A 25,821-nucleotide genomic window follows, 5' to 3' on the forward strand; every position below is an offset into this window, starting at 1 on the left:
GGGATGGATCAAAAAACTACAGCTGCCGTCAATGAAGTAACTCAGGCTATTTGTTCATTGATACACGACAAGAGCAAAAGCAGCTCGGCAGACGACCAAGCGCAACTGCCGAGTTTGATTGTTGCATTAGCTATTCTTGTTCGGTTTCAACCTTAAAGTTACCAAGCATGACGTCATTAACTGATAACGCAATAGTTTTGTAAAGTTTAGAAATTTCTTGAGCACGCATATGGTTGTATTTATTTAACTCCTCAACAGATGCGTAAGTACCTTTTCCTGGGAAAACTATAGCACCCTTTTCTATCGCAGCTATAGTGATTTCCTTAGCAATTTCAGCGAAATTCTGTGACATGGTCTCACCTCCTTCCAGTTTGGTTTGGTAAGTCTGGACAACTTCCATTTCGACAGAAAGGTGGAAAATCCTACAAATGGAGGTGATAGGGTGCACGATGACAGACTCGAACGGCTGGCCACGTACTTTGTTTACCACCGGATCAGGGAGCGATACGAAATCACTTTTGAAACATTTGTTCAGAGGGTGCAAACAGGTGCCTTGGAAGCATATCTCGCATGAGGGGAGGAAAAGGGGATGAAGAACACGGCAAATCTGGCTACGCCAGCGGAGATGGTCGAGGACATTTTGACAGACCCGATCCTGCAAAGCCGGATCTGCGCAGACGCGTTTATTGGGCTGCTGATTATGGCAAACATGCCTGAAAATGAAAAGCCCACCTGCTTCCAACAGGTGGGATAGAACGGTCATTTCCAATCGTCTTGCCGGACCAGGGAAATGACAACCGAACAACGGAGGACAAGCCTCGCTACAAATATTATAGCCAAATATTCGAAAATGTATACATAAAAGTTTGTCCTCCGATCAAAAAGGAGTGTTTGGGATGACCAAAGCCGAAGTTGGGCTGTTTGACACAATTTTAGAATGGTCAAAAGAATTGGGAGTAGATCATACCGAATTCTTCACGCCTGAAGGTTTCCACTTTTTTGACTGGTGGGAAAAGTTGGTTTCATGCATGACGCTTGAAGAAGTCGAGGTTTATTTAAGTATCCCGGAACCCCAAGGGGAAAAAGTGGGGCTTATATACAAGAAGCTGACAAAAACCGCAATTGCCCATCGAGATCGATTGGTATTGGCAGTAGAGGAAGGAGCGGTGCTAAATGCAAAAGCAGAACAATGCGCTGGATGACTTCAAGACGTTCATGAGCCAGATAGAATGGCTTTGCCAACATCTAAGGCTAAATTTGGATGACTATACAAGCTCGTATGACTTCTTCCGGGATGTAATGGGCAGAGTCTCTGTTGGTACACTCCAGTCACTCGATACGATGATGGGCGACGATTACTTGCATGATGATCTATTGGGTGAGATGCACCGCGCAGTACGCTCACGATTACAAGAGCTTCGACCGACTGTTTCCTTGGCCGGAGAAAGTGGGTGGTCAGCATGAGTAAAGCTGAGGATCGGAACCTTGAGGCAGAGTACCAAAAAATCTGCCACAGAGCTGCAGAGGGAGATTTAGTTGCCCTGGCACTTATGAACATCATCAATGCAGCATTGGAAGACAAAATTTCTGACGATCAATTGCGTATGGTCAGGGATGTGTGTAAACGGGAAAGCATTGCGGCAGGGTATAAGTTATTCTTGGAATTTTACAGGCAATCGTTACAAGAGGGGGCTGTGACAGCTTGAGCATTTTTAGGGTAAGGAAGAACGACAACTACGTCGTGATGAATAAGACAGCCTTACGTGATGAGCGTTTGAGTTGGAAAGCAAAAGGGATCATCGCTTACATGCTGTCATTGCCAGATGACTGGACATTCGTTCTGGATGAGCTTTCGCAGCATGCTGCTGACGGTAAGGATAGTCTGAGAGCCGGGTTGAAGGAATTAAAGCAATTTGGCTATCTTCACCGATTCCCGATAAAAGAAAACGGCAAGATCGTCAAGTGGGAGACACATGTTTACGAAACGCCACAGGAGGTTCTTCCAGAAGAGGAGAAACCACAAAAGGAAATGCCACAAGTGGAAAAACCAGAAGTGGAAATTCCACAAATGGAAGAACCACTAGTGGGAAATCCAACGCTACTAAGTATTAATAATACTAAGTATTTATCTTTACTAAGTAATAATAAAAATATTGTCCCTTTTGCTGAAATCATCGACTACCTAAACCAAAAGGCGGGAACAAGCTATCGGCCAACCAGCAAAAAAACACAGCAGCTTATCACTGCCCGATGGAACGAAGGGTTTCGCCTGGATGATTTCAAGCGAGTTATCGATAACAAGTCGGCTGAATGGTTGAAAGACCCTGGATGGTCAAAATACCTTCGACCTGAGACGCTTTTTTCACCAAAGTTTGAAGGTTATCTCAATCAAAAGCCTTTCAGCAAAGGAGGGAACCTCAGTGGAGCCAATCCGGGAGTCCTTGCCCCAGATCGTGAGGAGCTGTATCGAAAAGCAGGGATCAAGTGAGCGGAACTGCCTTTATTGCGGCCGTCTGATCAAGCCCATAGAGTTGAAATCAGAGCTGCTTGGAAATTTTCGCGTAACTCCAGCGTGTAAGTGTGAAGCCGAAAAAGAGATGGCTGATATCAAACGCTACGAGCGGGCTAAGCGTAACGGTGAGATTCACGAATATAGCGACGATGACCAAATGGTTAGGCATGCAACCCTCAAGGGCTATCATGCAACGCCTGGAACGATGCGAGGGCAACAGGTCATACAGAGTTTCACGGAGGATTTTTCCAACTGGGGAGCTAAAGGCGTATACCTTTTTGGGGACAACGGTTTAGGGAAAAGCCACCTACTGTCAGCGGCAGCCAAGGAGCTACGAAGCCAGGGCCAGAGTGTCATCTACACGACGGCAAAGCTGCTGATTTCACACACGAGAAAGCCAAACAGTAAATGGGATTACCTGCACGCTTATAAAGCGGCGGATGTCCTGATCATTGATGAGATGGGTGCAGAGGTTCCCGCTGACTGGGAAATGGGAGAGCTGTTCACGGTATTAAACAGCAGGCAGAATCGTAAGCCCATCCTTTACGGATCCAACTTTACCGTAATGGAGCTGGAGGCGAGATTTGAGGAGAGACAGGCGGGTTGGGGAAAGCGGCTCATGGAGCGCATCATTGAATCAAGTGTTTTGGAAGAACTGACTGGAAGCAGCTACCGCTTTGATTTGCACGTTGAAAACACAGAGCAGCTACACAGGAGATTGATAGACCATGATTGAGGTTCTCGAACTGCCACACAGCGCAGAAGCGGAGCGGGCGGTGTTGGGTGCCATCTTCCGAAGGCCGCCTGCTATAACGAAAGTCATAGACGATCTGAAGCCAGAAGATCTTCACATTACCCGGAATCAAGTAATTTTTCAAGCTATGACTGAACTGTACGAAAAAGGCGATCCGGTGGACATAATCACAATGACCAACCATTTGCAAACCAAAAACATGCTGGATAATGCGGGTGGCGTGATGTATTTGACAGAGGTGGCTAGTTCCACCCCGACCGCCGAGAACATTGACTACTACGCAGCCATTGTTTTGCATAAGTCGCGTCGCAGGAAGTTGATTTTGAGCAACTACCAGGCATACAAAGACAGCTTGGAAAACGAAAATGTGGACGAGGTACTGGCTCGAACGGAGAAAGTGGCACAAGAGCTGCGGGATCGCGGCAAGAAACGAGCCGTTCGCCCAATCAAAGAAATTGCATTGGAAGCGTACGAGGAGATTGATCGGACGTTTCAGCAGAGAGGGCGGACAACAGGGGTGCCTTCTGGTTATCCCGATTTGGACAAGATGACGAGCGGGTTTCATAAGCAGGACCTGGTCATCCTAGCAGCACGGCCCTCAGTAGGAAAGACCGCATTTGCCTTAAATATTGCTCAGAATGCTGCCAGAAGTATAGCCGAACCGATCTTGATTTTCTCGCTGGAAATGAGTGGGGGAAAGCTGGTTACACGAATGGTAAGCGCGGAGGGCAATATCGACGCAACTAGGTTACGAACAGGATGGCTGGAGGAAGATGATTGGCAGAAATTAACCTATGCTATTGGCAGAGTCACAAAGGCGAACATCTACATAGACGATACACCTGAGATTGCCCTTGGAGAGCTGCGTTCAAAATGCCGGAGCATGAAGCAACAGGAAGGCCTTGGACTGGTCATCATCGATTACCTCACCAAAATCAAAATGGACAAGCATGGGCGCAACCGTCAGGAGGAAGTATCCGAGATCGTTCGTACGCTCAAGAGCATGGCGAGAGAGTTGGACGTGCCGGTAATTGCTCTTTCCCAGCTAAGCCGCGGTGTAGAGCAACGGCAAGATAAACGACCGATGATGAGCGATCTCCGCGAGTCTGGACAGATCGAGCAGGAAGCGGACTTAGTTGCGTTCCTGTACCGGGATGACTATTACGACAAGGAAACGGAAAGCAAAAACATTGTTGAAGTCATCATCTCGAAGCAGCGCAATGGACCAACCGGGACCGTGGAGCTGGCTTTCCTGAAGGAGTATAACAAATTCGTCAGTTTGGATCATCGCTTCGGACGGCAGGCAAGTAACGATGACTATCAAGATGAACGCGACCTGACGTGGCGATCATAAAATTGATGAAAGTAGCCCAAGACTATGACCATTTGTATTAAAAGGATTTACCTTAAAGGGTAGATGCACTTACTCAAGCGCTCATCCAGGGGGAGGGAAAGATTTGGACAAGCTTGTGTTCATTGAAAACGGCAGAGTGATTACAGATAGCCTAATTGTGGCGGAAACATTTATGAAAAATCATTCAGATGTTCTCCGCGATATACGGAATCTTGGTTGCAGCGAAGAATTTCGACTAAGCAATTTTGCAGAGTCATTCTACATCAACCAACAAAGAAGACAGATGCCAAAGGTTGATATGACCCGAGATGGTTTTACGTTTCTGGTTATGGGCTATACCGGGAAAGAAGCAGATCGGTTCAAAGAGGACTATATCAAAGCGTTTAATCTGCTTGAAAAGTCGCTCCGATCAACTCAACAGCAAATGTCTGCAATGGAGATGGTCGCATTCTTGGCAAATCAGGCTGTCCAGAAGGAAAAAGAGGATGCGCGACGGGATCAGGAACTCATGGCGCTAAAGAGTGGATTTGACGCCATAACCGACAATCTGACAGCTGTGCCTGATGCATCTAAGGTTGTTGATCTGATCAACGAATACTCCCGCTGGACTCGGATGGGCCACAACGAGATATACAACCGCATCTATGACATTATGAAGGATCAACACGGTATCAGTGTACTCGAGCGTGTGCAGCGTGAGCGGGAAAAAATTAATGCTGAACGAATTGAGAAGACCGGCAGACCATACGCCGAGTCCACGCTAAAGAAAATGGTGAACGGGATCGACGTCATGGTTCGCATGGGCGTCCTGGACAAATTTCATACGATTCTAGTCGGAATGTTGGCAAAAGCAAAACGGGAACGAATCTTTTACTAATCCAAAAAACAAGGGGAGATTTACATGACAAACTACAAAATGATTGAATCCAGTGCTGTGGAAGTAATGCATCTGTTTGAAGTGATGAAAACATACGGGGTAACTTGCAGCCTGGAACTAACTCGAGCAAAGGGGAATGATCCGTTCATTGGGAGCGCCGGGGTAAACGTAGATGTCGAGTGCCTCGAAGGGGAAGATGGAGATGTCCTTGTGGTGAAGTTGGGGGAAGCAGAATTTGCATTTGACACAGAAGACCACACTTTCGGCAAACTTGTTTCTGATCGCCAAATCATGATTAGTATTGTTGAGAAAGACGGGGAATATGCGGCCTGGTTTGATAGTGATATAGTCACTCCAGAAGGTATTGAAGAAGCCAATAACTATACCGACATCATAGTCGATACCGGAGTCTTCTCGGAAGAAGAAAAAGAACTGATCTACTTTCTGAGAAGCCTTGAATTTGACGATGTTTTGGATGCCGTTTCCGGGATCGAGTACGAGGTGGATCAGAGTAAGCAGAAAGCGGCAATCAACCTCCGAGAAGGGAACCAGCGGAATGCTCAAGCCTTCGATGAGAGGGTAGCCAGACTTACGCAGTTGGCCTACTTACTAGGTAAAGCGAACAGAGAGTATGTAGAGCATATTTATCCAGACATGGGGGAGTAAATCTCATCCCCCTTTCCTTTCCAAAAGCCAAAGAATGAACAGATAAACTAAAATTTCGGGAGGTTGTTGTATGAGCATCAGAGTAACGGTGTTTCATGGTGAGAATAAAGCTTTTTTGGAAATTGCAAAGCCAAATAACAAACAAGTCCTTCAAATCATTCGCGGAGTATTCGGGGTTTTCGGGTTTGGGTTTCCACAAGACGAGCAAGCAAAACCAATCTCCTTGCCAGAAGCAAAAGAGAATTTTGTACCAAAGATTCTGTCAACCGAACTGACCAATGATTCTGCCAATACTAGCGAAGACAGCAAAAGCGACAACGAAATAGTGACAAAAATGCACTCGAAACAACTTCCTTATGTAAATTCGGCGAGAACGCTCTCTACACCGTTAGGAGAAAAACTGGGGCCATTGCTGGGGATCGTAGCCGACAAAGAGGTTGAAACCAATCATCCCGAATCTGCTCCACCGGTAGATGATCAGATAACAAAGAACGAATCAACTAACAACGACATCAAAGTCATAAATGGCTTGGAACACTACCGTACGAGAGTGTACTGCAAGAATGCAGCCTGCGGTAAACGAAGCAATCGGTGGATACCCGTAAAACAAAAATCGATTCAATGCCCGCATTGCAAAACGATTCATGTAAGACGAGACGCAACAGTCCAGGGATTCCCGAACCAAGATCAATTCGGGAATTTCTTCAAAGCAGATAATTTGTGGATCGGCAACCACAAGTCGCATGCAGAAAGGATTAAAAGTCCGATTCGATAAGAGGTGTTGCCGGGATGACTCAATCTGTGGAGACCGACCGAAAAAGGTTGAAGGCTATACGCGTGGTGATTGGCGACCTGATTGAGCAAAATTGCAAGGGCTGTTTAACATTCATCGACAACTATAAGCTATTCGGCCAATCACAAGCTCAAGCGCTGTGTACGTCCGAATGCAATGTTGGAAAGCAGCTATTTATACTCGGCCAGAGTTTACTCACGGGGCGGACTCCCAAGTCCGTCCATGAGGGAAAAAAGGCAGATGAGCCAAAGAAGGTGAATGACAATTTGGAAAAGGAACTTAGCAAGGGAACGTATCTTGAACTGAGTGGGTCATTACCGGATTATAAAATCGCAAATCAATACAACATTTCGGCTCAAACATTAAAACGAATGAAAGATGAGTGGGAGCTGCCAGATAAGCGTTTGAATCCAGCTAAGTCTGCAAACTCCAATACTGAGGAGCCCAAAAGAGGCCCAGGTAGACCGAAAGCAAAACAGGTAATGAAAGATGATGAGCGTGTTCAAACCGAACAAAAAACGGGGGTATCGAAGACTGATCTGCAGCTTGAAATGGCTGGAAAGCTTTCGGAATTGGAGAAGACACTGCGGGACAAAGATAAAACCATACTCCTGCTCAGAGCCGAAAACGAGCGATTGCAGACCGTGTTTCAGAATCAAGTGGGAGCTTTAAAGGAAAAAGTGATTCCAACCTTCAACACATTCTTTCAAGATTACATTCAGTTTACTTTCAAGACAAAAAATGCAACAGCAGCGGATAACGTCAGACGTACTTTAGAGGAAATGGGAGCGGATCTGGATTACAAAGTACGGAGTGGAGTCATCGTAGTGACAACGGATATCGACGGCATGATGGCAATTGAATGAGCGATAACAAGGGAGTGGACATTCATGCAAGCACAATCATTAAAAATTGACCTAGAGAGCAATACGGTGATCATACCGGTCGGAAGCGGGCCGTTGATGGTCCTGATTGACCCAAAACGAAAGGCAGCAAATCTTGTTCCACTCGTCGAACACGGAGACATCGTGGTAAAATGTTACCAAGGAAGAATTACCGGATACGATGAGCGAAAAAGCCATCGATTTGAATAGCCTGGGACCGACAACGGGAGGGCGTCAGATACACACCTACAGTAAAGGTGTGCTCTGGCGCCCTTTTTGTTTTCAGAAGGAGAGAGAAGATATGATTACGATTCGGGAGTACGTGGAATGGAAGATGGGCAGGAAACAGTCAATGGAGCTATTGGAAATGATATACCAGGAAGCTAAGCGGGGCATACGTTCTAAAAAATCGAGCATCCGAGAAATCAAGAAAAAACGGCCATCAGAACGATTTTCTCAGGAAGAGTTACGCCGCATGATGGGAGACGTCGGGCCGCGCCGGTTCCTGAAGGACGTGGCCAGCAGACGCAAGTAATGCAACGGGGAGGGGTTCTCATGCAAGACTTGCTACAGGGTTATATAGAAACTAGACGGATGCTAAAACGGATGCGCAGGAACTGCCAGGGAGAGCATGTGGCTACTGATCGGCAGCTCCTTGGTGAAATGCTTGGTGAGTCAGAATGGATTATTGAGTGGTTGGAGACGGGACGAATGCCAGGGAACAGACGCGGCATTGAGCGCAGGGCGGCTTACCAAAGAGAGAAGCTAGTCGATCCGCTCCGTATGCAGGCGTTCGCAGCTCGAAGTACAGCAGGCAGCCCGTCGAATCTGACAGAATGGGAGTTGAATCAAATAGAGGATGCCCTATGCGTTTTGAGTGAACGGGAAAGGGAGTGCTACGTGTTGGCCCATGGACAGGGATTCAGCCATGAGTACATCGCGGATTTATTAAGAATATCGAAGGGCAGCGTTGATTCATACATAGCACGCGCGCAAGAAAAAATTACAGATAGACTCCAAAACAGCCTATTCCTCGTCTGATAGGCTGTTTTTTGCCATGCATTTGCCACCTATGTATGAAAGGTGCTCATCTTTCGAACCCCTCCTCTAACCGCCCGGGAAACCGGGCGGAATTTTCTCAAAATGAACAGGAAAAATTCCCCTTCTTGCCGAAATGATTGGCGAAAGGGGAGGGTAAATATGTCTCATCAAGCATCTTTAGAACTGGAAATAGCGGTACGTATGGCTCTTGGGAAAAATGCTGGCCGGGGAGCGCTTTTAGTTGCTAGTGCGGACTATATTGACATTGGTTTTGGCTTTGCAGCCCTTACTGGAGCAGTTGCTCCTTATTATGTGAATGCTACTCCCGAGGAGCAAACGGAAATAAGTGAATTCCTTCAGAGGTACACCGATTTAAATGGGGGCAGATCAAAAGACCATGCAGAATTGATTCAACAGGCGGCAAGAGAACTTGATGACTTAATCAGAAAACTGAAAAGGTAATCGAGGGGGCACCATCACGGTGCTTTTTCTTTTGTCAGGCAAAAAAAGGGAAGCAGTAACCTTTGCAGAATATGTAGAACCGAGGTGAGGATATGGAAAGCTTGTTGGGAACTATAGTATTTTTTTTGCCGGGATTCTTGGCTTATTTTTGGCTGCAATCATTTGGGATAACTCCTGTAACAAAGCATTCATCTGGAGAATTGACGGCAATTTCCGCTTTACTCTGGCTGCCCGTCTCGTTCATAACGCTTCTTATATACAATTTGGGTGTTTGGGTCTCATCCAAAATGAGTGAAATGAAATACATTTGGGAAGTGGCTGACTTAAGCAAAGTTTCGGGGAATTTTGTTTTTTTATTTTCTTTTTTAGTGCTAAGCACATTGGTGAGTTTTTTGTTAAGTTGGTTATGGGCAAAATATGGCCAGGAGAGGCTTCAAAAAGTAATAAACAAAATAAGAATCTCCAGAAAGGTTGCTCCATTCTCCGATGCACCGTCCGTTTGGGATGAGGTCTTTGTGAAGTATGGAGGGAAAGTGGTTGAAATAGGGAAAATTGGCGATGAAAAAGGTTACCTTATTGGCTCGGTGAGGAAAGCGTCCCGGCCATTAGAACCGGAACGCAACTTATATCTGGACGACGTTGAGTTTTTTACTATGATCGTAAAGGATTACAAGGTGCCTGTATCTCATGTCTTCTTTGACACAAAATCAGGATCCTACGTCAAAATTTTCGATGGGGAAGCCATCAAAAAAGCCCAGGAAAAGTACTATGCTGACAATGGCATTACTTCTTAGGGGGATTTGGTGGCTGAATCCTTGCTGATGGCTGATCAACCGAACGCTGATCACCAGTTGGTCTGATTCTCATAGACGGTTGATCCACAGATGCGTTTGTATTTGCACCAGGTGGTTTTTTATCATTCATAATTAAATCCTCCTTTCTGTCGATTGATGGGTCACGCTATCGAAATTCGACGTTTGGAGGGATTTCCCTTTTATTCTCTTGATTGCACCCGCGAGGTGCTTTTTTGTTTGTCTAAATAACTATGGGGAGGTGAATGGTTTGGCGAGCGTCCAACCCATACGTGACATGCTTGTCATCGAGGCCATCCTGAATGATCTCAAGAAATCGAGTCCAAAGTACCACGCCTTATTTCTCTTGGGTATTCATACCGGCTTGCGGATCTCGGATATGCTTCGCTTAAAGGTAAAGGATGTGCGCGCCGATGAAATCAAGATCAGACAGAAGAAGAACAAGAAGTGGGTGACACTCCCCGTTCAGCCAGAGCTCAGGAAGGGTATCGCTGATTATATCGCTGACAAAGACGATGACGATTGGTTGTTTGAGAGCCGCCAGCGAAAACAAAAGGTAAAGATCAAACGAGAACTGGATCGAAGCACCGTATACAAGATGCTGAATAAGGTCTGTCGGAAGTACGGGCTCCGATCAATCGGGTGTCACACAACCAGGAAGACATTCGGCTATCATCTATACCTGATCAGCGAGAAGAACATCGGCCTGCTTATGGAGATATTCGGGCATAGCGATCCATCCATTACCCTACGCTATATCGGTATCACTCAGGACACGATCAACAAAGTAGTGAGCCGTCTCCGCTATACGAGTTAACCAAAATTAGTCGGTGTGGAACTCGTTTTCAGAAAACAGTTTGAAGCCTTGATAATACTGAGCAAATTGAATGTGCTTGAGTGCATCAATTTATAAGATATGGTGAACTCAGATTGATTTTAGCGTGCATCTATCGGATGAAAAGCGGCGAGAAGCCTTGCGGCTCTAAGGACGAACGGCTTTTTCCTCAACGGGTCCTTCCCAGGGGGTAGGGGGGACTGCGGGTACATGTGACCCCGCGGATTGGCTGAGTATGCACAATAAAAACAGCTATGCAATGTGCAAAAGGAGGGGGCGTTTTGAGTGGCAAAATAGGAGCGAAAATGATCGATGAACGCTTGTGCTTAAACACTTCTGCCATGTGTGATGTATTGGATGTACACCGAAATACGCTTGCACAATGGGTCAAGTTGGGTATGCCAAAATGTGCAAATGGTTGGTACCCTCTCAAAGAGTGTCTTGCTTGGGTACAAGACTACAAGGGAACGAGCAATAATCAGGCAGCCGACAACGAAGAGAAAATGACGCTTGCCCAGCAGAAGCTTTTCTATGAAGCCAAGCTGAAAGAGCAGCAAACAGAAGCGGCCACACTCAAAAATGCAATTGCCAAAGGTGAATACATCAAACGCGATGACGTTGTAGCGGAGCTGCAGCGTTTTTTTACTACCCTGAAACGATCAATGAGCGGGTTCAGTCGCAAGATAGCCATGGAGGTGGCTCCGTATGTAGAACCTGAGCAGGTCCGCTTAATCGAACAGAACATCACCGATACGACAAATGCTGTCTTACAGCAAATGTCTGTAAGAGGTGTGTACGATGCAAAAAAATAGCTGGCCTTCTTGGCTGCTGGATTCACTGCAGGTGCTTAAGCCGCCTGAAAAGCTCACGGTTTCCGAATGGTCGGATAAGTATAGGATTCTCGACAGTAAAACGTCAGCAGAACCAGGTCAGTGGTCTACGGATCGCACCCCTTATTTACGCGGGATCATGGATGCATTCACGGATCCAAAGGTAGAGGAAATCATATTCGCCAAGCCTACTCAGGTAGGTGGAACCGAATGTATGAACAACATGCTCGGATATGTAATTGCACAAGATCCGAGCCCAGCACTGATTGTCTACCCGACTCTGGAGTTGGCTGAATTCGCTTCGAAGAACCGCCTGCAGCCCATGATCAACTTGAGTCCTGTACTGGCTGACAAGTATCAGACAGAGGAAAGTAAGATACTGGAGCTGCAACTGGACGGGATGTATGTGGTCATTTCTGGAGCAAACAGCCCTGCTTCCCTAGCGAGCCGTCCGATACGCTTTCTTTTCATGGATGAGGTAGACAAGTATCCCAAAAACTCGGGAAAAGAAGCTGATCCGCGATCGCTTGCTCGTGAACGTACGAAAACCTTTCCCTACAACAAGAAGATTTTTCAAACATCTACACCGACATTAAAGAATGGTGCTATCTGGCAAGCATTCGAAAAAGCGGATGTAAAACTTCGCTTCTATGTACCCTGCCCCCATTGTGGACACTTCCAGACTTTCAAGTTCAAGGGCGGAATCAAGTACGATAAAACTTTGTCTCCCGAAAAGATCAAGCAAACAGCGTATTACGAATGTGAAAGTTGTAAAGGAATGATCCGTGATGCACATAAACCGTCAATGCTCCGGAATGGGGAGTGGCGGGATGCATCGGGCTCTACTCGCTTGGCAACACGAACAGCCTTTCATCTAAATGCCATTTACAGTCCATGGGTGAGATTCGGTGAAGTGGCGTATGAATTTGTTACCAGTAAAGATGACCCGGAAACACTCATGAACTTTGTGAATAGCTGGCTGGCTGAGCCGTGGGAAAAAACGCAGGTGAAACTGAACAGTGACAAGGTGATAGAGCGGTCTAGCGGGTATGAAGAGGGTGTGGTTCCCAATCGCACCATCCTCCTCACAGGTGGCGTGGATGTCCAAAAAGACAGATTCTACTTCACCATCCGGGCCTGGGGAGAGAAGATGACGAGCTGGAATATCCGGCACGGATTCTGTGAGACATGGACTGAAATCGAAGACGTGATGAACGTCCCATATCTGACCAAGGATGGGAGAGAATATTTCGTCAACCTTTGCGGAATTGACTCTGGCTGGAACCCAGACGATACGTATGATTTTTGTGTCAAGAACAGCGAATGGGCGGTTGCTGTGAAAGGTTCCAGCAACGAAATCCCGAACAAATACCGCCTCTCGAAAATTGACAGAGAAGAAAAAGGGCTGTATGGTATCTCCCTTTATCTGGTTTACGGAGCGTACTACAAAGATTTCATTGCGAATCGGATCGCCCGAAAACCGGATGACCCCGGTGGATGGTATGTTTACGAGAACTGCGACAGGGAATTTGCGGAGCAGATAACGGCGGAGCATAAAGTCACAATCAAGCGGGGCGGAAAAGAGATCGATGTTTGGCAGCTAAAGACTTCTGGAGCGGACAACCATTATCTTGACTGTGAGGTATACGCGGCATTTGCAGCGGATCGGCTAGGCATCCGGTACGCCCGTTACGAGGAACCGGTTGCTGTTCAAGAACAAGCTGCCCCTGACCAGGTGAAGAAACCAAATAATTGGCTAGGAGGTGAAAGCTGGTTATGACCGCAGATGAGAAATTACAAAAGCTGAGAGAACAGTTGGCTTATGTCGAGAAGGCTATTTTTGCCATCCAAAATGGTGCTCAGGAATACAGCATAGGAACACGCCGCATAAGAAAGGCAGATTTGTCCTTGCTTTATCAGGAGCGGGATCGTCTGGAAAGAGAAATTGAAGCTCTTGAGAATGGCGGCGGCATCTTTAAGGTTGCCGTTTTCGAGGGGAGGTAATAGAGCATGCAGTGGCTTGAAAGGACAATTGCAACGATCAGTCCGCGATGGGCTTACAATCGCCAAGCGTGGCGTTCTGGGATGGATGCTCTGTATGATGGAGCCTCCCGTAACCGAGTGAATATGAATTGGAATCCTGAATCAACTTACGATGAAAACCGCATGAGAGCGACGCGTGAACTGATGAGGGCGAGAGCGCGGGACCTGGAACGTAATAGCGACATTGCACAGGCGGTGATCACGGCCTTTGAGCGCAATGTGGTAGGGAACGGAATGGTACTACAGGCGAAAATCCCAGGTCAAGAGGAACTCAACGGAGAAATTGAGGCTCTCTGGAAAGAGTTTTGCAAAGCCGAGAACTGTGACATTACCGGCACACAATCCATGGAGGAGATCGAGGAAATGCTGGTCCGCCGATATGTTGTGGACGGGGGCATCTTGATTGTAAAGGTATATGTTTCGGACAGCGATTACCCTTTTAAAATCCAAGTCAGAGAAGTGGATGAGCTCAATCCATTAGCGACACCAACTGGCAGCAATCGTATTATCGACGGAGTTGAAATTGATCAGTATAACCGACCGGTGGCCTACCACTTCAAAAAGTACCGCAACAATTTGGCGATACCAGGTGAAAGTGTAAGGGTAGACGCTAAAAACGTCATTTTCTGGTGGCGCAAAACGTCTCCCCGGCAGGTTCGGGAAGTATCGATGCTGGCTACAGCAATGACACGGATCAAAGACGCCAATCAATTCGTAGAGGCGGTGTCAATTAAGGAGCGTGTCTTGGCCTGCTTGTCGGTCTTTATCAAAAAGAATACGCCATCTGGTTCCGTAGGCCGTGCAGTAAATACACCGACCAAGCAGCTCAGCTATGACGGAGTCACCTTGTCACCAGGTATGATTGGGGAATTGAATCCAGGCGATGAAGTTCAGACTGTGATCCCCAGTGGCCAGGCATCCAACACTAAGGAATTTATCACCACTTTAATTCGCCTTGTCGCTTCCGGAATTGGATTAAGCTATGAAACGGTATCCAGGGACCTTAGCATGGTGAATTATTCCAGTGCGCGGCAAGGCATGCTAGAGGACAGAAAGACCTTCAAAAAGATGCAGAAATCGCTCGTTCAAAACGTCCTTTCCCCGATATACCTGGAATTCCTCGATTCCATGTTTTTGAAAGGAAAGATTTCTGCACGGGACTATTTGGAGAATCGACGCAAATATGCCGCCCATGTATGGATTCCTCCGGGCTATACATGGATTGATCCATTGAAAGAAGTCAATGCAAATAAGGTCGCGTTAGAATCCAACCAGGATACGCTTGCCCGCATCTGTGCAGAAAGGGGTGAGGACTGGCGTGATGTTGTTGAGCAACGAATGGCCGAAATACAGTTGATTCAAAAAATGACGGGAGGAGAAACAAGTGGAGAAGATAATACTTCCTCTGGTAATGACGAGGAATAGCAATCCTACCAATCAGCAGCTGGTCCGTACCCTCACACTTGATCGTTCAACCATTAATGAGGACGAGCGAACAGTAGAATTATCTTTCAGTTCAGAAGCGCCATACGAAAGGTATTTTGGGGCAGAAATCCTAAGCCATGATCCAGACGCCATCGACCTGACAAGACTTCAGGAGGTAGGCGTCTTATTGTTTGCCCATGGGAGGGATGCCCGATATGGAAGGATGCCAATCGGTTCGATTGAAAAGGTTTGGCTGGATCAGTCGCAGCGTAAACTTCGTGCGAAAGTGAAGTTTGATGATGACGAAGAAAGCGACAGGGTCTTCCAAAAGGTAAAGAAGGGTTATATCAAAGGGGTTTCGGTAGGGTATTCAGTCAGTTCATGGGAAGAGGTAAAAGCCGGAAAGACTTCCGCAAATGGACGCCATTCAGGTCCGTCATACATCGCTCTGAAATGGCAACCTTTTGAGATCAGTATTGAACCTATCCCAGCTGATCCATCGGTTGGTGTAGGACGAAACTTTGGATATGAAAGCGAGGAATTTGACATGAACGGTTTGAAACGGTTGGCACTGCAAGCACAAGGATTCCATGTGCCTGATATGGGTACAAACTTGGGAGGAGGGGGAGGGGCACCTGCCACCGAACCAGGGACAAGAACAACTGAACAACCAGCGGCACCACCAATCGATACGGCAGAGCTCCAAAGGCGTGCCGCAGAAGCTGAACGCGCACGAGTCACTGAAATTTCTCAACTTTGCCGTACATTCGGGCTGGATGATGCGGAGTATATCCGTTCTGGTGCTCCTGTTCAGGCTGTTAAGGATGCGATCCTGCAAAAGCAGATGGAGGAACGCAAGCCGCATACAACCTCGGTTGAAGTCCGCACAGAAGAAGTGGAAAAGTTCCGAGCTGCTGCATCGGATGCTCTCCTCCTGAGAGCTGGTCGTCACATCCAGAAACCTGCAGATGGGGCGTTGGAATTACGGAGCCTTCGCCTACGTGACTTGGCAATTGATTGCTTACAGCGAGCCGGGGAGCACCAAGCACATCGCATGAAAGACGAAGACCTTTTGAAGCGTGCATTGATGCCTGATAGCACATTCCAAGGAATCATTTCAAATGCAGTCAATAAGACACTATCCCAAGCCTATCAGGAAGCGCCAACAACTTTTCAGTTGTGGACTAGTAAAGGATCTAACTCAGACTTTAAGGCGGCTGAGCACTATCGAATCAGCGAGGCGGGAAATCTGGAACTCACACCTCAAAACGGCCTAATTCCATATGATACACCAATGAAAGACGAGAAGGTGACGAAGGCAGTCCTGACTTATACCAAACGCTGGGGGTTCACCCGCGAGGCATTCGTAAACGATGATCTGGGAATTCTGACCCGCGTGCCGACAGCGTATGTTACAGCCGCCAAACGAGGCATAAACCAATTGGTGTACAAAATGCTGGCTACAAATCCTGTGATTTTTGATGCAAATCCACTTTTTGATGCTGTCCATAACAACCTGGGTACAGCCGGTGCGATCGGCAAAGATACCATGAGTGAAGCTCGTTTGAAGATGCGCACGCAGAAAGATCAGCGCGGCATTGCTACGTTGAACATTTCTCCACGGTACTTACTTGTTCCGGCAGCCCTTGAGACAGCAGCAGCGCAGTTTATGCGGTCGGAGGCTGATTTGACAAGCAACAATAGCGGAGTAGCTAACGTCTTCCGAAACTCTTACACGGTGATTGTGGATGCTGAATTGGATGCTTACAGTGGAGATGCATGGTATTTGGCTGCGGATCAAAACCTGGCCGACACGATTGAAGTAACATATCTGCGCGGCCAGGAAGAGCCGACATTGGAAACAGACATTCCATTTGACCGCCTGGGCATGGATTTCCGTATCTACTTCGACTATGGTGTGACAGTGCTGGATTATCGCGGACTCTTCAAAAACGATGGAGTGGCGGTGACACCATGAAATTGAACACGCCAGTAAACTTTGCCGGTCGCTTGTATATGCCAGGGGAGAGCGTGAAAGGTGCTCTCCCTCTTGAGTATCTGGAACAACTTCGAGCTAATGGATTGATTAGCGAGCATGAAGCAGAATCTCAGCCCGAAAAGGTTATAACAGATCCAACCATGACTGAGATTTCGGTTGAGGAATTTGCGAAACTGAATGCAAGTGAACAGAAGGGCATCCTTGATCAACGTGGGATTGAAGCCGGTTCAAACGGTAAAGAAAGGACGGAACAATACCAGGCATGGCTGGATCAAATAAAGGGTGGATCTGATGCTGAACTTTAAAGATATGGTTCAGGATGATCTGACGGTTTTCTTTAATCCGGATGAGCACGGGGAGACGCATATCATAAACGGTTCAGAGATCGTCATAGTACCCGATCAGGATGAACTGCAGGAGCGCAAGGCGAACACCGCCGACCCGGATGATGGTATCCACGACGCCGACATCTTGTTTTACGCCAAGCGCAAAGACTTCCCCGGACATCTGGATGTGGATAGCTGGTTGTCGTTAGACGGAGAACAATACCGAGTGGCGACGATCGAAAAGGACGAGCTCATGTACACCATCACGTTGGCGGCGACAAGATCATGATTACGATCGATGCAAGCAAGCTGAAGGAAGTGGAGGATCGGCTTGGCCAATACCGGAAAAAGGCTCCTGTGGTGCTTTACCGGGCAATTAATCGAGCTGCTTCAAGTCTGAAAACCAATGCTACCAAAGAGGCGCGAAAAACCTACGTCATAAAAGCCGGTGAGATAAAAAGCACGATGACAATCAGTCGTGCAACAAGCAAACGCATCGCAGCAAATGTCGTGTCACGCGGCAATGCACTGGGGCTGGAGAAGTTTAGCATCCGCCCTGCGCAAACACGCCCAGGCAAACCATCGAAAAGCCTGAAAGTCCAGGTCAGAAAAGACAAGGGTATGAAGGGTTTACTCAGCGCTTTCATTGCAAATGTTCAGGGCAATCGGGTATTTGAACGTGCGAAAGGAAGGACCGTACGCAAAAAAAGAAGCGATGGGCAATGGACAGAACTGCCGATCAACCGTCTTTTTGGGCCTCCTGTTCCGGTGATGCTGGCAAATGAAGGTGTACGAATCAGGTTGGAAGCAGAAGCAGCAAAAGTCTTTGAACAGCGGCTCAACCACGAGATCAAGCGTGTACTGGAGGGGAATGGATGAGTACGCCATATCTGTTGCAAGAGGCCTTGGTCGAAGAGATCAGGGCTCTTTTTGCGGAGTCGAGGTTCAGAAATACGAAGGGCGAGGAAGCGGCCTTGAATGTTTATCCGCAGTTTTTGCCTGGGAAGCAGACCGGAGAAGTCCTGGAGCGCTTTCCGTATGCAGTGGTTCGTATCCAGGAGGGCACTGTTCCCTCCTTAACGGGGGACGAAACGTGCAACATCCTGATTTTTTTTGGTTTGTGGGACGATTCATTGGATTACCAAGGCTACAAGGATGTCTTGAACGCCATCACTCGCCTGAAAATACATTTCGAAAAAAAACCTATCGTTGGAGATCGCTACCGACTTGACTATCCGTTTGAGTGGGCGATTGATGAAGACGAAAAAAACCACCCCTATTACTTTGGGGCAGCACAAACGACTTGGGTCATACCCAGAGCCCAACAGGAGGTACGCTATGTCTAAAGAAGTGAGGCCAAAGAAAAAAGCGCCGACAGACCAATGGATCTACATTGGACCCAACTTATCGGGCGGCCGTTTGGCACGGCACACGGTTTTCCGAGGATCAATCCCGAAGTACCTGGACGACTTGCAAAAGCAGCCTGCATTTCGGGATTTGCTCGTACCGCTTGAAAGACTTTCAGAGGCACAGAGCAGAGTGATACAGCCCGGAACTGCAGAGTATCTAGCCTATCAGGCGCTTAGCGGAAAGGAGAAAGAACATGGCAATTAATCATGGGGTTTATACCCGAGAGGTAGCGACGTCGCTGCTTGCGCCAGTTGAGTCAACCGCAAGTTTGCCGGTTGTATTCGGCACAGCGCCAGTCAATCTTTCGAAAAAATCCAAAGCACCGGTCAATGTTCCAGTGCTCTGCTACTCGTTTGCAGAAGCTGTGGAGCATTTTGGGTACTCAGATGCCTTCGAAAACTACACCCTCTGCGAGTTTATGGACTCACACTTCCGATTGTACAACTTGTCGCCTGTCGTTTTGGTGAATGTTCTTGATCCGGCTGAGCATAAAACCACGGTTTCTCCATCGGATGTAGCACTGAGTAAAGGGATTGCCACGATTCAAGTTGAGGGGATCTTGAAAGACAGTGTTGTCGTCTCATCTGCCGATGACCCACCCTCCGTTTACCAGCCTGATGTTGACTACACGCTGTCGTTTGATAACGAAGGGTATTTGGTTATCGCAGCGAAAGCGGGGGGCAGCATCAGCAGCTCAGCGACTGTCAGGGTGAGTTACGACAAACTGGATCCGGGCACTGTCGAGCCCGCAGACATCATTGGCGGCGTTGACAGCAGCGGGAAAGTGACTGGGCTGGAGATCATCAAAGAGGTATTCCCGCGTTTTGGCCTTGTTCCTGGTCTACTCCTTGCCCCAGGCTATTCGCAGGATCCACTTGTAGCGGCTGTTATGACGGCGAAAGCAACGAACATCAACGGGGTATTCCAAGCCATCGCCATCACAGACTTGCCAGCCGATGTGATTACGCAGTACGCGGACGCCCCAGGATGGAAAAACAGCAACAATTATACAGATAAGAGGCAGATCCCTTGCTGGCCGATGCTTGCGATGGGAGATCGGAAATATCACTTCTCCACGCAATTGGCCGGAACGATTGGTTCCACAGATGCGGCGAACGGCGGGATCCCGTATGTCACACCATCCAACAAGGCTGTTAAATCAAATGCTGCTGTGCTTAAAGATGGTACAGAGGTATTTCTCGGATTGGATGAAGCGAACTACCTCAACTCGCAAGGGATTCTAACGGCGCTCAATTTCAGCGGCGGGTGGAAAGCCTGGGGGAACTACATGGGAGCATATCCGTCTGTAACGGATCCTAAAGACTGCTTCATCGCCTTGCGCCGGATGTTTGACTACGTCGGGAACACTCTCATCTTGACCTATTGGCAGCATGTAGACAGCCCGACGAACACAAGACTGATCGAGACAGTCGTCGACAGTGTGAATATCTGGCTTAACGGATTGACATCGTCCGGCTATCTGTTAGGTGGACGCGTCGAATTTAGACGCGAAGACAATCCTGACACTGCATTGATTGCAGGACACGTCCAATTCCGGGTGTTCCTGACTCCACCAACGCCAGCTCAACAGATCGAGTTTGTATTGGGGTACGACACATCATATCTGGCTGTATTGGCAGCGTAAAGGAGGATAACGCATGTCCGATCAAATTTCGGCAATTCTAAATGACTTTAGCGTGTATCGAAATGGTACGGAGTACCTTGGAGCTGCGGACGTTGAATTGCCCGATCTGGAGTCTATGACGGAAACAATCAGCGCGGCAGGCGTAGCTGGTGAAGTGGATATCCCTATCCTGGGACATTACTCCTCGATGACGGTAACGATCAACTGGCGTGTGCTGGAGGATGCCAACTACACGCTGGCCAAGCCAGCATCTCACCACCTGGACTTTCGGGGATCAATCCAGCGAGTAGACAAAGCTACCGGTACGCTGATCCAAGTACCGGTAAAAGTCACAGTACGCGGTATCCCTAAGACAACATCGCTGGGCAGTTTGGCTAAAGGAGCAACCATGGACAACTCGAACGAGTTGGAAGTGGTGTATCTCAAGATCATGCATGACGGCAAAACAAAAGTAGAAATCGACAAGTTTAACTATGTGTGTGTAATCGACGGTGTTGATTACATGGCACCGATTCGCACAAATCTTGGTATTTAGGAGGAATAAAAGATGGCAAAAGAGGAACTGGTTAGGGAAGAATCGGAAGAAGTACACGCACAAGAAGAGAGTGATAGTTCGGGGATTTATAAACTCTCCACTCCGATCAAGTTTGACGGTGAACTTGTCACCCAACTCGATTTGCGTTTTGATGACCTAACAGGGAAAGATTTAATTCTTTGCGCGAAACATGCACGCAGATTGGACCCGCAGGAGGTCCGGCCAGGGAGAGCATTGTCACTTTCTTACCAGATTGCAGTGGCAGCGAGAGCGGCAGGGGTTCCAACTGAACTGCTGGAGGAGCTCAAAGGTGATGACTTTACTATTGTGACGCAACGGGCAGAGAATTTTTTATTGCGACGGGGATAGAGGGGAATATTGTAAAGGGCCTTCGCGTAATGGCGGTGGCCCTGTCATCTTCTATGCCCCACTCAAGTCCGCATGAATGGCTCAACGAGACGTTGGTTGATCTGAAATCGTGGATCGAGGCACACGAGGAAGCCGTCAAAAAGCGCAAGGACTTGCAGAGAGAAAAGGGCAGCAAACCGAAACCACCAAGGAGAAGGGGGAGACGGTAAGTGGCCAAAGAGTACAAAACGGTCTTTGCTTTTGGCGGCGAGCTAAACCCGACCTTTTCCAGCGCGATCAACAAAGCACGAAACGGTATTAAAGGTTTGGACAGTGGTGCAGGAGAAGCAAATGGCGCTTTTCGAAACTTGACGAAATCAGTTGGGGGTTTTGGTAAGGTTCTCTCCCGAGTGGCGCAATACACCGGGGCGTATGTGTTGATTACGAGTGTCACCGAAGCCATTAGTAACATGGCCGGGTCTATCGTGGGCTTTCAAGATTCGATGGCGCAGCTACAGGCATCTACCGGAGCAACCGTGCAGGACATGCAGGCGCTCTCCGAATCCGCCAAAAATCTGTATAACCAAAATCTCGGAGATGACTGGAACGATGTCGCGAACTCCCTGAGCTTAGTGAAGCAGGTGACGCAGCAGACGGGTGAAGAATTGGAGCGTACCACGAAAAATGCGATGGTGTACCGCGATGTGTTCGGCGAAGACATTCAGCAGTCGATCAAAGCCTCCGACACGATGATGAGAAACTTCGGCATCACAAGCGACCAGGCGTATAATCTGCTTGCGCAAGGAGCGCAAAAAGGCCTGAATAAGTCGGATGAGCTGCTGGATAGTGCCAATGAATATGCTCCCTACTTCGCCACTCTTGGATTCACGGCAAACCAAATGTTCGATACCTTTAGCGCTGGACTTGAGTCCGGCGCTTTTAACTTGGATAAAGTCGGGGACGCCGTGAAAGAGTTTGGAATTCGGGTGAAAGACGATTCGAAAGGAACCAACGAAGCCTTTTCAGCACTTGGTCTTAATGCAAATGAGATGGCCCAGACATTCGCACGGGGCGGCCCAGCCGCGCAGAAGGCATTCACCCAGGTGGTTGATGCCATTTCCAAAGTCCAGGATCCCGTACAGAAGAATGTCATCGGGGTGCAGCTATTTGGAACCATGTTTGAGGACTTGGAGAAGGATGTTATTGCCGCAATGGGCAGCGCGCGCAGTCAGTTTGACATGACTAAAAGCACCATGGATGAGATCACAAACATCAAGTATGATACAGCCTCCAAAGCCTTACAGGGTATTGGCCGGCAGATCATGACCGGGTTCATCATGCCCATTGGTGATAAAGCTCTCCCGGTTCTTCAAGTGTTTAGCGACTGGCTCGGAGACTCACTCCCAAAAATAACCGGATTTTTCAGCGGTATCGGCTCAACCGTGGGGCCAGTCGTATCCGAAGTATACGAAAATATAGTCTGGCTCTTTGAGAACGGATTCGACGGAGAAATGAAAGGCGTCACTATCAACTACGCCAAAATGTTCGGGATGACTGATGCAGACGCGGCGGAGCTTGCAGAAGGCGTCGGAAATGTATTCGCCAGCCTGACGGACATAAAAGATGACTTCATAAGCGGTTGGAAAACCGTCATGCCCAGCGTTCAGCATGTTCTCGGGTCTGTACAAAAGATCGGCTTGCAAATGGTGCCTATCTTTCAGAGGGTGGGTGTTGGTTTTTGGGAGGTATCAACCCGGATCATCAAGGGACTCATGCCTGTTGGTTCGTTTATCCAAGCAAAGCTGTGGCCCGTCGTATCCAAAGTCTTCGGGTTTCTTGCGAATGATGTCGCCCCTGCCGTTTCGCGTGCCATTTCTTCCATGGTTCCAACGATCGTCAGTGTGGCCGGCAAGATCGGGGATACGATATCTGCCATGTTCAACGTAGTCAAGCCTGTTATTGATGGGATCGTGAGCACATTCCATTTTGCTTTTCCGTTCATCAAGGCAGTCGTCATCAGTGCCATTGATAGCGTGTCGGGTGTATTCAACGGCCTTATGACAACGCTCGGAGGGGTCCTAGATTTTATTACGGGTGTCTTTACGGGTGATTGGGAAAAGGCTTGGACGGGGGTAAAAGACGTGTTTGGCGGCGTGTTCAGTTCGCTGGGCGCTTTGCTAAAGGCCCCTATCAACGCGGTCATATCGCTGATCAATCAGGCATTTCAATCCATCGGTAGCATCAGTGTAGATATTCCAGACTGGGTACCGGGAATGGGTGGGGAGAAGCTGAGTTTCAGCTTCCCGGAAATTCCGATGCTGGCAGAGGGCGGTGTTGCCGTTGGTCCGACTCTTGCCATGATTGGGGAAGGCGCGGAAAGTGAAGCCATTCTTCCTCTCTCCAAATTGGAGAGCCTGCTTGACCTCGGTTCGGCAGCGCCATACTCAAGCGGCGGGAATGGTGGGGACATCTATGTGGAGTATTCGCCTCAGATTACCATTCAGGGCGGTGGAGGTGGCAGTGCACAAAGCCAAGCGGAACAGGCTTTGGAAATGAGCCTGCGAAAACTGGAGCAAATGCTCACTGAACTGAAACGCAATCAGCAAAGGAGATCCTACGTACTATGAGAACGTATACCACGATACAAGGAGACATGTGGGATTTGATAGCCTACAAAATGCTCGGGAGCGAGTATTATATGACCGACCTGATCGATGCCAACCCAGACCACCGGGATACGGTCATCTTCCCAGCGAATGTGGAACTCATCATCCCTGACGTGGATACCGTGCAGACGCCGAATACTTTGCCTCCTTGGAAGCGGGGGGAAGTGACATGACCAAAGCACGGAGTGCGCGGCTGCAGGTGATCTATGAAAAAACCGACATTTCTGCTGACCTGCGCTCACACTTGATCGGCTGGACCTACACGGACAACCTGAGCGGACAGGCGGATGACCTGCAGTTGACGGTAGAGGATATCGAGCAGCGGTGGAGCGGCAGTTGGCTGCCGGACCTGACAGCCACCCTCCAGGCAACCATCTTCCGCGAAAACTGGAATCAGGACGGCGTAGTGGAAAGCCTGCCTCTTGGTCGTTTTGAGATTGCAGACGTCGAGGTCAGCTATCCGCCCTCAACGGTCACGATATCCGCCATTTCGGTCCCCGAAACCTCTGGACTTCGTGGTGAAAAGAAAAACAAGGCATGGGAGAAGACAAAGCTGTCCGCAATTGCGAGAGAAAAAGCAGCGGGGGCTGGTCTCTCCCTTTTTTATGACACCGGCGATGACCCGCCATACGACCGGATCGAGCAAACGGAAGAGACTGACCTGGTATTCCTGATTCGCTTGTGCAACGACGCTGGACTCTGTCTGAAAGTGGCTGGCACGCAGCTGGTCATTTTCGACGAAGCCAAATACGAAAGCGCAGCGCCGATCGCGACGCTAAAACGGAGTATGTCTGAGATCAAATCGTTTCGGGCACGGACCACAAGCGTAGGCACATACCGTTCCTGCACGGTTAATTACTTCTCGGCAGAAGAGAAAAAAAGTATCTCCGCGACATTCACCCCGCCGAACGCTCTACCAACTGGCAGGACGCTCGTGATCAATGAACGGGTAACCTCGGTGGCAGAAGCGCAGAGACTCGCCAAAAAGAGACTGCGCCAAGCAAATAAGGAAGCAACTCAGGTATCGATCACGCGTACAGGTGATCTACGGCTTGTAGCCGGTGTGACAGTGTTATTGAACGAGTATGGGGCATTTGACGGAAAATACATCATTACGCAAGCCACGCACAGCCAACAAAACGGGTACGATACGAGTCTGGAGCTGCGGCGCTGTTTGGAGGGGTATTAAGTGGACATAACAAAAAATCTGATCCGTGTTGGCAGGGTGTCGGCTGTGTACCCCGAGCGTTGTACAGCTCGGGTAGTTTTTGATGACCGCGCCAATTTGGTGTCTTATGAGCTGCCAACGCTTGGACGCGGCTCTCTTGCAAACAAGGACTACTGGCTGCCAGATGTGGATGAGCAGGTTTGGTGTCTATTTCTCCCGAACGGAAACCAGCAGGGAGTCATCCTTGGCACAACATTCAACAGGGCCGATCCTCCGCCCGATCCTCCGGTGCAGGACAAGGACAAGCGTTACTTTCGTTTTGGCGACGGAACTTATATCCAGTATGACCGGAATAGCCATACCATGACGATCGATATACCGCGAGGTACTGTCGTCATAAATGGGCGTCTCATCGTGAACGATCCGGGAGGTTGAT

The 25,821-nt window shown here is 48.4% G+C and carries 35 protein-coding genes; 34 read left to right on the forward strand and 1 reads right to left on the reverse strand.

Annotation, left to right across the window (positions count from 1 at the left end; all coding sequences use genetic code 11):
• Positions 1 to 3: 3 nt before the first annotated feature.
• Entirely contained in the window at positions 4 to 156 is a 153-nt protein-coding gene (locus EDM58_RS25880; protein ID WP_183187589.1) for a hypothetical protein, read from the forward strand.
• On the opposite strand, the gene EDM58_RS21860 is transcribed toward EDM58_RS25880, so the two are convergent.
• Positions 131 to 352, reverse strand: a complete 222-nt coding sequence (locus tag EDM58_RS21860) for a GTPase-activating protein (RefSeq protein WP_122915214.1) — start codon at positions 350 to 352, stop codon at positions 131 to 133. The two genes, EDM58_RS25880 and EDM58_RS21860, sit on opposite strands and share 26 nt — an antisense overlap.
• Positions 353 to 589: 237 nt before the next feature.
• On the opposite strand from EDM58_RS21860, the gene EDM58_RS25885 reads away from it, so the two are divergent.
• The 33 genes from EDM58_RS25885 (at position 590) to EDM58_RS22030 (ending at position 25,820) form a co-directional block, all read left to right on the forward strand.
• Positions 590 to 754 (forward strand): hypothetical protein, encoded by a 165-nt coding sequence (locus EDM58_RS25885; RefSeq protein WP_183187590.1) that lies wholly within the window; start codon positions 590 to 592, stop codon positions 752 to 754.
• A 142-nt stretch (positions 755 to 896) separates the two neighbouring features.
• On the forward strand, positions 897 to 1,202 hold the full coding sequence (locus tag EDM58_RS21865) for a hypothetical protein (RefSeq protein ID WP_122915215.1): 306 nt from the start codon (positions 897 to 899) through the stop codon (positions 1,200 to 1,202).
• 258 nt (positions 1,203 to 1,460) lie between these two features.
• Positions 1,461 to 1,706 carry a hypothetical protein gene (locus EDM58_RS21875; protein WP_122915217.1) on the forward strand — a complete coding sequence of 82 codons (246 nt, stop codon included), beginning with the start codon at positions 1,461 to 1,463 and terminating at the stop codon, positions 1,704 to 1,706.
• Positions 1,703 to 2,488: a conserved phage C-terminal domain-containing protein gene (locus EDM58_RS21880; protein ID WP_122915218.1), complete on the forward strand. Its 786-nt coding sequence runs from the start codon at positions 1,703 to 1,705 to the stop codon at positions 2,486 to 2,488. Before EDM58_RS21875 ends, EDM58_RS21880 begins: the two co-directional genes overlap by 4 nt.
• The gene (locus tag EDM58_RS21885) at positions 2,421 to 3,248 is read left to right on the forward strand and encodes an ATP-binding protein (RefSeq protein WP_122915219.1); all 828 of its coding nucleotides are present in this window, start codon (positions 2,421 to 2,423) and stop codon (positions 3,246 to 3,248) included. Before EDM58_RS21880 ends, EDM58_RS21885 begins: the two co-directional genes overlap by 68 nt.
• The gene (gene dnaB / locus EDM58_RS21890; RefSeq protein ID WP_122915220.1) at positions 3,241 to 4,620 is read left to right on the forward strand and encodes a replicative DNA helicase; all 1,380 of its coding nucleotides are present in this window, start codon (positions 3,241 to 3,243) and stop codon (positions 4,618 to 4,620) included. The genes EDM58_RS21885 and dnaB overlap by 8 nt, the downstream gene beginning before the upstream one ends.
• Before the next feature lie 103 nt (positions 4,621 to 4,723).
• Positions 4,724 to 5,497, forward strand: coding sequence for a Rha family transcriptional regulator (locus EDM58_RS21895; protein ID WP_122915221.1), 774 nt, complete (start codon positions 4,724 to 4,726; stop codon positions 5,495 to 5,497).
• A gap of 24 nt (positions 5,498 to 5,521) precedes the next feature.
• Positions 5,522 to 6,163 (forward strand): hypothetical protein, encoded by a 642-nt coding sequence (locus EDM58_RS21900; RefSeq protein ID WP_122915222.1) that lies wholly within the window; start codon positions 5,522 to 5,524, stop codon positions 6,161 to 6,163.
• Positions 6,164 to 6,233: 70 nt separating this feature from the next.
• Positions 6,234 to 6,938 carry a hypothetical protein gene (locus tag EDM58_RS21905; RefSeq protein WP_122915223.1) on the forward strand — a complete coding sequence of 235 codons (705 nt, stop codon included), beginning with the start codon at positions 6,234 to 6,236 and terminating at the stop codon, positions 6,936 to 6,938.
• A 14-nt stretch (positions 6,939 to 6,952) separates the two neighbouring features.
• Positions 6,953 to 7,822, forward strand: a complete 870-nt coding sequence (locus EDM58_RS21910) for a zinc-finger domain-containing protein (protein WP_122915224.1) — start codon at positions 6,953 to 6,955, stop codon at positions 7,820 to 7,822.
• A gap of 24 nt (positions 7,823 to 7,846) precedes the next feature.
• Entirely contained in the window at positions 7,847 to 8,050 is a 204-nt protein-coding gene (locus EDM58_RS21915; RefSeq protein WP_122915225.1) for a hypothetical protein, read from the forward strand.
• Between the two features lie 91 nt (positions 8,051 to 8,141).
• The gene (locus EDM58_RS21920; RefSeq protein ID WP_122915226.1) at positions 8,142 to 8,375 is read left to right on the forward strand and encodes a hypothetical protein; all 234 of its coding nucleotides are present in this window, start codon (positions 8,142 to 8,144) and stop codon (positions 8,373 to 8,375) included.
• Positions 8,376 to 8,395: 20 nt separating this feature from the next.
• Positions 8,396 to 8,881, forward strand: a complete 486-nt coding sequence (locus EDM58_RS21925; protein ID WP_122915227.1) for a sigma factor-like helix-turn-helix DNA-binding protein — start codon at positions 8,396 to 8,398, stop codon at positions 8,879 to 8,881.
• Positions 8,882 to 9,040: 159 nt separating this feature from the next.
• Positions 9,041 to 9,343 carry a hypothetical protein gene (locus EDM58_RS21930; RefSeq protein WP_122915228.1) on the forward strand — a complete coding sequence of 101 codons (303 nt, stop codon included), beginning with the start codon at positions 9,041 to 9,043 and terminating at the stop codon, positions 9,341 to 9,343.
• A gap of 92 nt (positions 9,344 to 9,435) precedes the next feature.
• Positions 9,436 to 10,137 (forward strand): DUF6338 family protein, encoded by a 702-nt coding sequence (locus EDM58_RS21935; RefSeq protein WP_122915229.1) that lies wholly within the window; start codon positions 9,436 to 9,438, stop codon positions 10,135 to 10,137.
• A 268-nt stretch (positions 10,138 to 10,405) separates the two neighbouring features.
• Entirely contained in the window at positions 10,406 to 10,972 is a 567-nt protein-coding gene (locus EDM58_RS21940) for a tyrosine-type recombinase/integrase (protein ID WP_122915230.1), read from the forward strand.
• Positions 10,973 to 11,271: 299 nt separating this feature from the next.
• A complete protein-coding gene (locus EDM58_RS26290; protein WP_246000954.1) occupies positions 11,272 to 11,802 on the forward strand; it encodes a hypothetical protein in 531 nt (176 codons plus the stop codon).
• Entirely contained in the window at positions 11,789 to 13,600 is a 1,812-nt protein-coding gene (locus EDM58_RS21950) for a phage terminase large subunit family protein (RefSeq protein ID WP_246000956.1), read from the forward strand. The genes EDM58_RS26290 and EDM58_RS21950 overlap by 14 nt, the downstream gene beginning before the upstream one ends.
• Positions 13,597 to 13,824 (forward strand): hypothetical protein, encoded by a 228-nt coding sequence (locus tag EDM58_RS21955; RefSeq protein WP_122915231.1) that lies wholly within the window; start codon positions 13,597 to 13,599, stop codon positions 13,822 to 13,824. Before EDM58_RS21950 ends, EDM58_RS21955 begins: the two co-directional genes overlap by 4 nt.
• A 6-nt stretch (positions 13,825 to 13,830) precedes the next feature.
• Positions 13,831 to 15,288 (forward strand): phage portal protein, encoded by a 1,458-nt coding sequence (locus EDM58_RS21960; protein WP_122915232.1) that lies wholly within the window; start codon positions 13,831 to 13,833, stop codon positions 15,286 to 15,288.
• Positions 15,248 to 17,266, forward strand: coding sequence for a prohead protease/major capsid protein fusion protein (locus tag EDM58_RS21965; RefSeq protein ID WP_246000957.1), 2,019 nt, complete (start codon positions 15,248 to 15,250; stop codon positions 17,264 to 17,266). Before EDM58_RS21960 ends, EDM58_RS21965 begins: the two co-directional genes overlap by 41 nt.
• Entirely contained in the window at positions 17,263 to 17,592 is a 330-nt protein-coding gene (locus EDM58_RS21970; protein WP_122915234.1) for a hypothetical protein, read from the forward strand. Before EDM58_RS21965 ends, EDM58_RS21970 begins: the two co-directional genes overlap by 4 nt.
• The gene (locus EDM58_RS21975; RefSeq protein WP_122915235.1) at positions 17,579 to 17,902 is read left to right on the forward strand and encodes a hypothetical protein; all 324 of its coding nucleotides are present in this window, start codon (positions 17,579 to 17,581) and stop codon (positions 17,900 to 17,902) included. Before EDM58_RS21970 ends, EDM58_RS21975 begins: the two co-directional genes overlap by 14 nt.
• Positions 17,899 to 18,492, forward strand: a complete 594-nt coding sequence (locus EDM58_RS21980; protein ID WP_122915236.1) for a phage tail protein — start codon at positions 17,899 to 17,901, stop codon at positions 18,490 to 18,492. The genes EDM58_RS21975 and EDM58_RS21980 overlap by 4 nt, the downstream gene beginning before the upstream one ends.
• Entirely contained in the window at positions 18,489 to 18,959 is a 471-nt protein-coding gene (locus EDM58_RS21985; protein WP_122915237.1) for a hypothetical protein, read from the forward strand. Before EDM58_RS21980 ends, EDM58_RS21985 begins: the two co-directional genes overlap by 4 nt.
• Positions 18,952 to 19,227 (forward strand): hypothetical protein, encoded by a 276-nt coding sequence (locus EDM58_RS21990; RefSeq protein ID WP_122915238.1) that lies wholly within the window; start codon positions 18,952 to 18,954, stop codon positions 19,225 to 19,227. The genes EDM58_RS21985 and EDM58_RS21990 overlap by 8 nt, the downstream gene beginning before the upstream one ends.
• On the forward strand, positions 19,217 to 20,668 hold the full coding sequence (locus EDM58_RS21995) for a phage tail sheath family protein (RefSeq protein ID WP_122915239.1): 1,452 nt from the start codon (positions 19,217 to 19,219) through the stop codon (positions 20,666 to 20,668). Before EDM58_RS21990 ends, EDM58_RS21995 begins: the two co-directional genes overlap by 11 nt.
• 13 nt (positions 20,669 to 20,681) lie before the next feature.
• The gene (locus EDM58_RS22000) at positions 20,682 to 21,203 is read left to right on the forward strand and encodes a phage major tail tube protein (RefSeq protein WP_122915240.1); all 522 of its coding nucleotides are present in this window, start codon (positions 20,682 to 20,684) and stop codon (positions 21,201 to 21,203) included.
• A gap of 12 nt (positions 21,204 to 21,215) precedes the next feature.
• Positions 21,216 to 21,572, forward strand: coding sequence for a phage tail assembly protein (locus EDM58_RS22005; protein WP_122915241.1), 357 nt, complete (start codon positions 21,216 to 21,218; stop codon positions 21,570 to 21,572).
• 209 nt (positions 21,573 to 21,781) lie between these two features.
• Complete coding sequence (locus EDM58_RS22015; RefSeq protein ID WP_122915243.1) at positions 21,782 to 24,178, forward strand: phage tail tape measure protein; 2,397 nt, start codon at positions 21,782 to 21,784, stop codon at positions 24,176 to 24,178.
• Complete coding sequence (locus EDM58_RS22020) at positions 24,175 to 24,390, forward strand: tail protein X (RefSeq protein WP_122915244.1); 216 nt, start codon at positions 24,175 to 24,177, stop codon at positions 24,388 to 24,390. Before EDM58_RS22015 ends, EDM58_RS22020 begins: the two co-directional genes overlap by 4 nt.
• The gene (locus EDM58_RS22025; protein ID WP_122915245.1) at positions 24,387 to 25,406 is read left to right on the forward strand and encodes a phage late control D family protein; all 1,020 of its coding nucleotides are present in this window, start codon (positions 24,387 to 24,389) and stop codon (positions 25,404 to 25,406) included. Before EDM58_RS22020 ends, EDM58_RS22025 begins: the two co-directional genes overlap by 4 nt.
• Positions 25,407 to 25,820, forward strand: coding sequence for a phage baseplate assembly protein V (locus EDM58_RS22030; RefSeq protein WP_122915246.1), 414 nt, complete (start codon positions 25,407 to 25,409; stop codon positions 25,818 to 25,820). It abuts the gene before it with no gap.
• The last annotated feature ends 1 nt before the right edge of the window (position 25,821 follow it).

It is taken from the genome of Brevibacillus panacihumi (genome assembly GCF_003710985.1).
GTDB classification, from domain to species: Bacteria; Bacillota; Bacilli; order Brevibacillales; family Brevibacillaceae; genus Brevibacillus; species Brevibacillus panacihumi.

Excerpts from the sequence above, each read along its gene's own strand:
- EDM58_RS25880 (WP_183187589.1), top strand. The coding sequence starts at position 4 with ATGGATCAAAAAACTACAGCTGCCGTCAATGAAGTAACTCAGGCTATT.
- EDM58_RS21860 (WP_122915214.1), bottom strand. The coding sequence starts at position 352 with ATGTCACAGAATTTCGCTGAAATTGCTAAGGAAATCACTATAGCTGCG.
- EDM58_RS25885 (WP_183187590.1), top strand. The coding sequence starts at position 590 with ATGAAGAACACGGCAAATCTGGCTACGCCAGCGGAGATGGTCGAGGAC.
- EDM58_RS21865 (WP_122915215.1), top strand. The coding sequence starts at position 897 with ATGACCAAAGCCGAAGTTGGGCTGTTTGACACAATTTTAGAATGGTCA.
- EDM58_RS21875 (WP_122915217.1), top strand. The coding sequence starts at position 1,461 with ATGAGTAAAGCTGAGGATCGGAACCTTGAGGCAGAGTACCAAAAAATC.
- dnaB (WP_122915220.1), top strand. The coding sequence starts at position 3,241 with ATGATTGAGGTTCTCGAACTGCCACACAGCGCAGAAGCGGAGCGGGCG.
- EDM58_RS21900 (WP_122915222.1), top strand. The coding sequence starts at position 5,522 with ATGACAAACTACAAAATGATTGAATCCAGTGCTGTGGAAGTAATGCAT.
- EDM58_RS21905 (WP_122915223.1), top strand. The coding sequence starts at position 6,234 with ATGAGCATCAGAGTAACGGTGTTTCATGGTGAGAATAAAGCTTTTTTG.
- EDM58_RS21910 (WP_122915224.1), top strand. The coding sequence starts at position 6,953 with ATGACTCAATCTGTGGAGACCGACCGAAAAAGGTTGAAGGCTATACGC.
- EDM58_RS21915 (WP_122915225.1), top strand. The coding sequence starts at position 7,847 with ATGCAAGCACAATCATTAAAAATTGACCTAGAGAGCAATACGGTGATC.
- EDM58_RS21920 (WP_122915226.1), top strand. The coding sequence starts at position 8,142 with ATGATTACGATTCGGGAGTACGTGGAATGGAAGATGGGCAGGAAACAG.
- EDM58_RS21925 (WP_122915227.1), top strand. The coding sequence starts at position 8,396 with ATGCAAGACTTGCTACAGGGTTATATAGAAACTAGACGGATGCTAAAA.
- EDM58_RS21930 (WP_122915228.1), top strand. The coding sequence starts at position 9,041 with ATGTCTCATCAAGCATCTTTAGAACTGGAAATAGCGGTACGTATGGCT.
- EDM58_RS21935 (WP_122915229.1), top strand. The coding sequence starts at position 9,436 with ATGGAAAGCTTGTTGGGAACTATAGTATTTTTTTTGCCGGGATTCTTG.
- EDM58_RS21950 (WP_246000956.1), top strand. The coding sequence starts at position 11,789 with ATGCAAAAAAATAGCTGGCCTTCTTGGCTGCTGGATTCACTGCAGGTG.
- EDM58_RS21955 (WP_122915231.1), top strand. The coding sequence starts at position 13,597 with ATGACCGCAGATGAGAAATTACAAAAGCTGAGAGAACAGTTGGCTTAT.
- EDM58_RS21960 (WP_122915232.1), top strand. The coding sequence starts at position 13,831 with ATGCAGTGGCTTGAAAGGACAATTGCAACGATCAGTCCGCGATGGGCT.
- EDM58_RS21970 (WP_122915234.1), top strand. The coding sequence starts at position 17,263 with ATGAAATTGAACACGCCAGTAAACTTTGCCGGTCGCTTGTATATGCCA.
- EDM58_RS21975 (WP_122915235.1), top strand. The coding sequence starts at position 17,579 with ATGCTGAACTTTAAAGATATGGTTCAGGATGATCTGACGGTTTTCTTT.
- EDM58_RS21980 (WP_122915236.1), top strand. The coding sequence starts at position 17,899 with ATGATTACGATCGATGCAAGCAAGCTGAAGGAAGTGGAGGATCGGCTT.
- EDM58_RS21985 (WP_122915237.1), top strand. The coding sequence starts at position 18,489 with ATGAGTACGCCATATCTGTTGCAAGAGGCCTTGGTCGAAGAGATCAGG.
- EDM58_RS21990 (WP_122915238.1), top strand. The coding sequence starts at position 18,952 with ATGTCTAAAGAAGTGAGGCCAAAGAAAAAAGCGCCGACAGACCAATGG.
- EDM58_RS21995 (WP_122915239.1), top strand. The coding sequence starts at position 19,217 with ATGGCAATTAATCATGGGGTTTATACCCGAGAGGTAGCGACGTCGCTG.
- EDM58_RS22000 (WP_122915240.1), top strand. The coding sequence starts at position 20,682 with ATGTCCGATCAAATTTCGGCAATTCTAAATGACTTTAGCGTGTATCGA.
- EDM58_RS22005 (WP_122915241.1), top strand. The coding sequence starts at position 21,216 with ATGGCAAAAGAGGAACTGGTTAGGGAAGAATCGGAAGAAGTACACGCA.
- EDM58_RS22020 (WP_122915244.1), top strand. The coding sequence starts at position 24,175 with ATGAGAACGTATACCACGATACAAGGAGACATGTGGGATTTGATAGCC.
- EDM58_RS22025 (WP_122915245.1), top strand. The coding sequence starts at position 24,387 with ATGACCAAAGCACGGAGTGCGCGGCTGCAGGTGATCTATGAAAAAACC.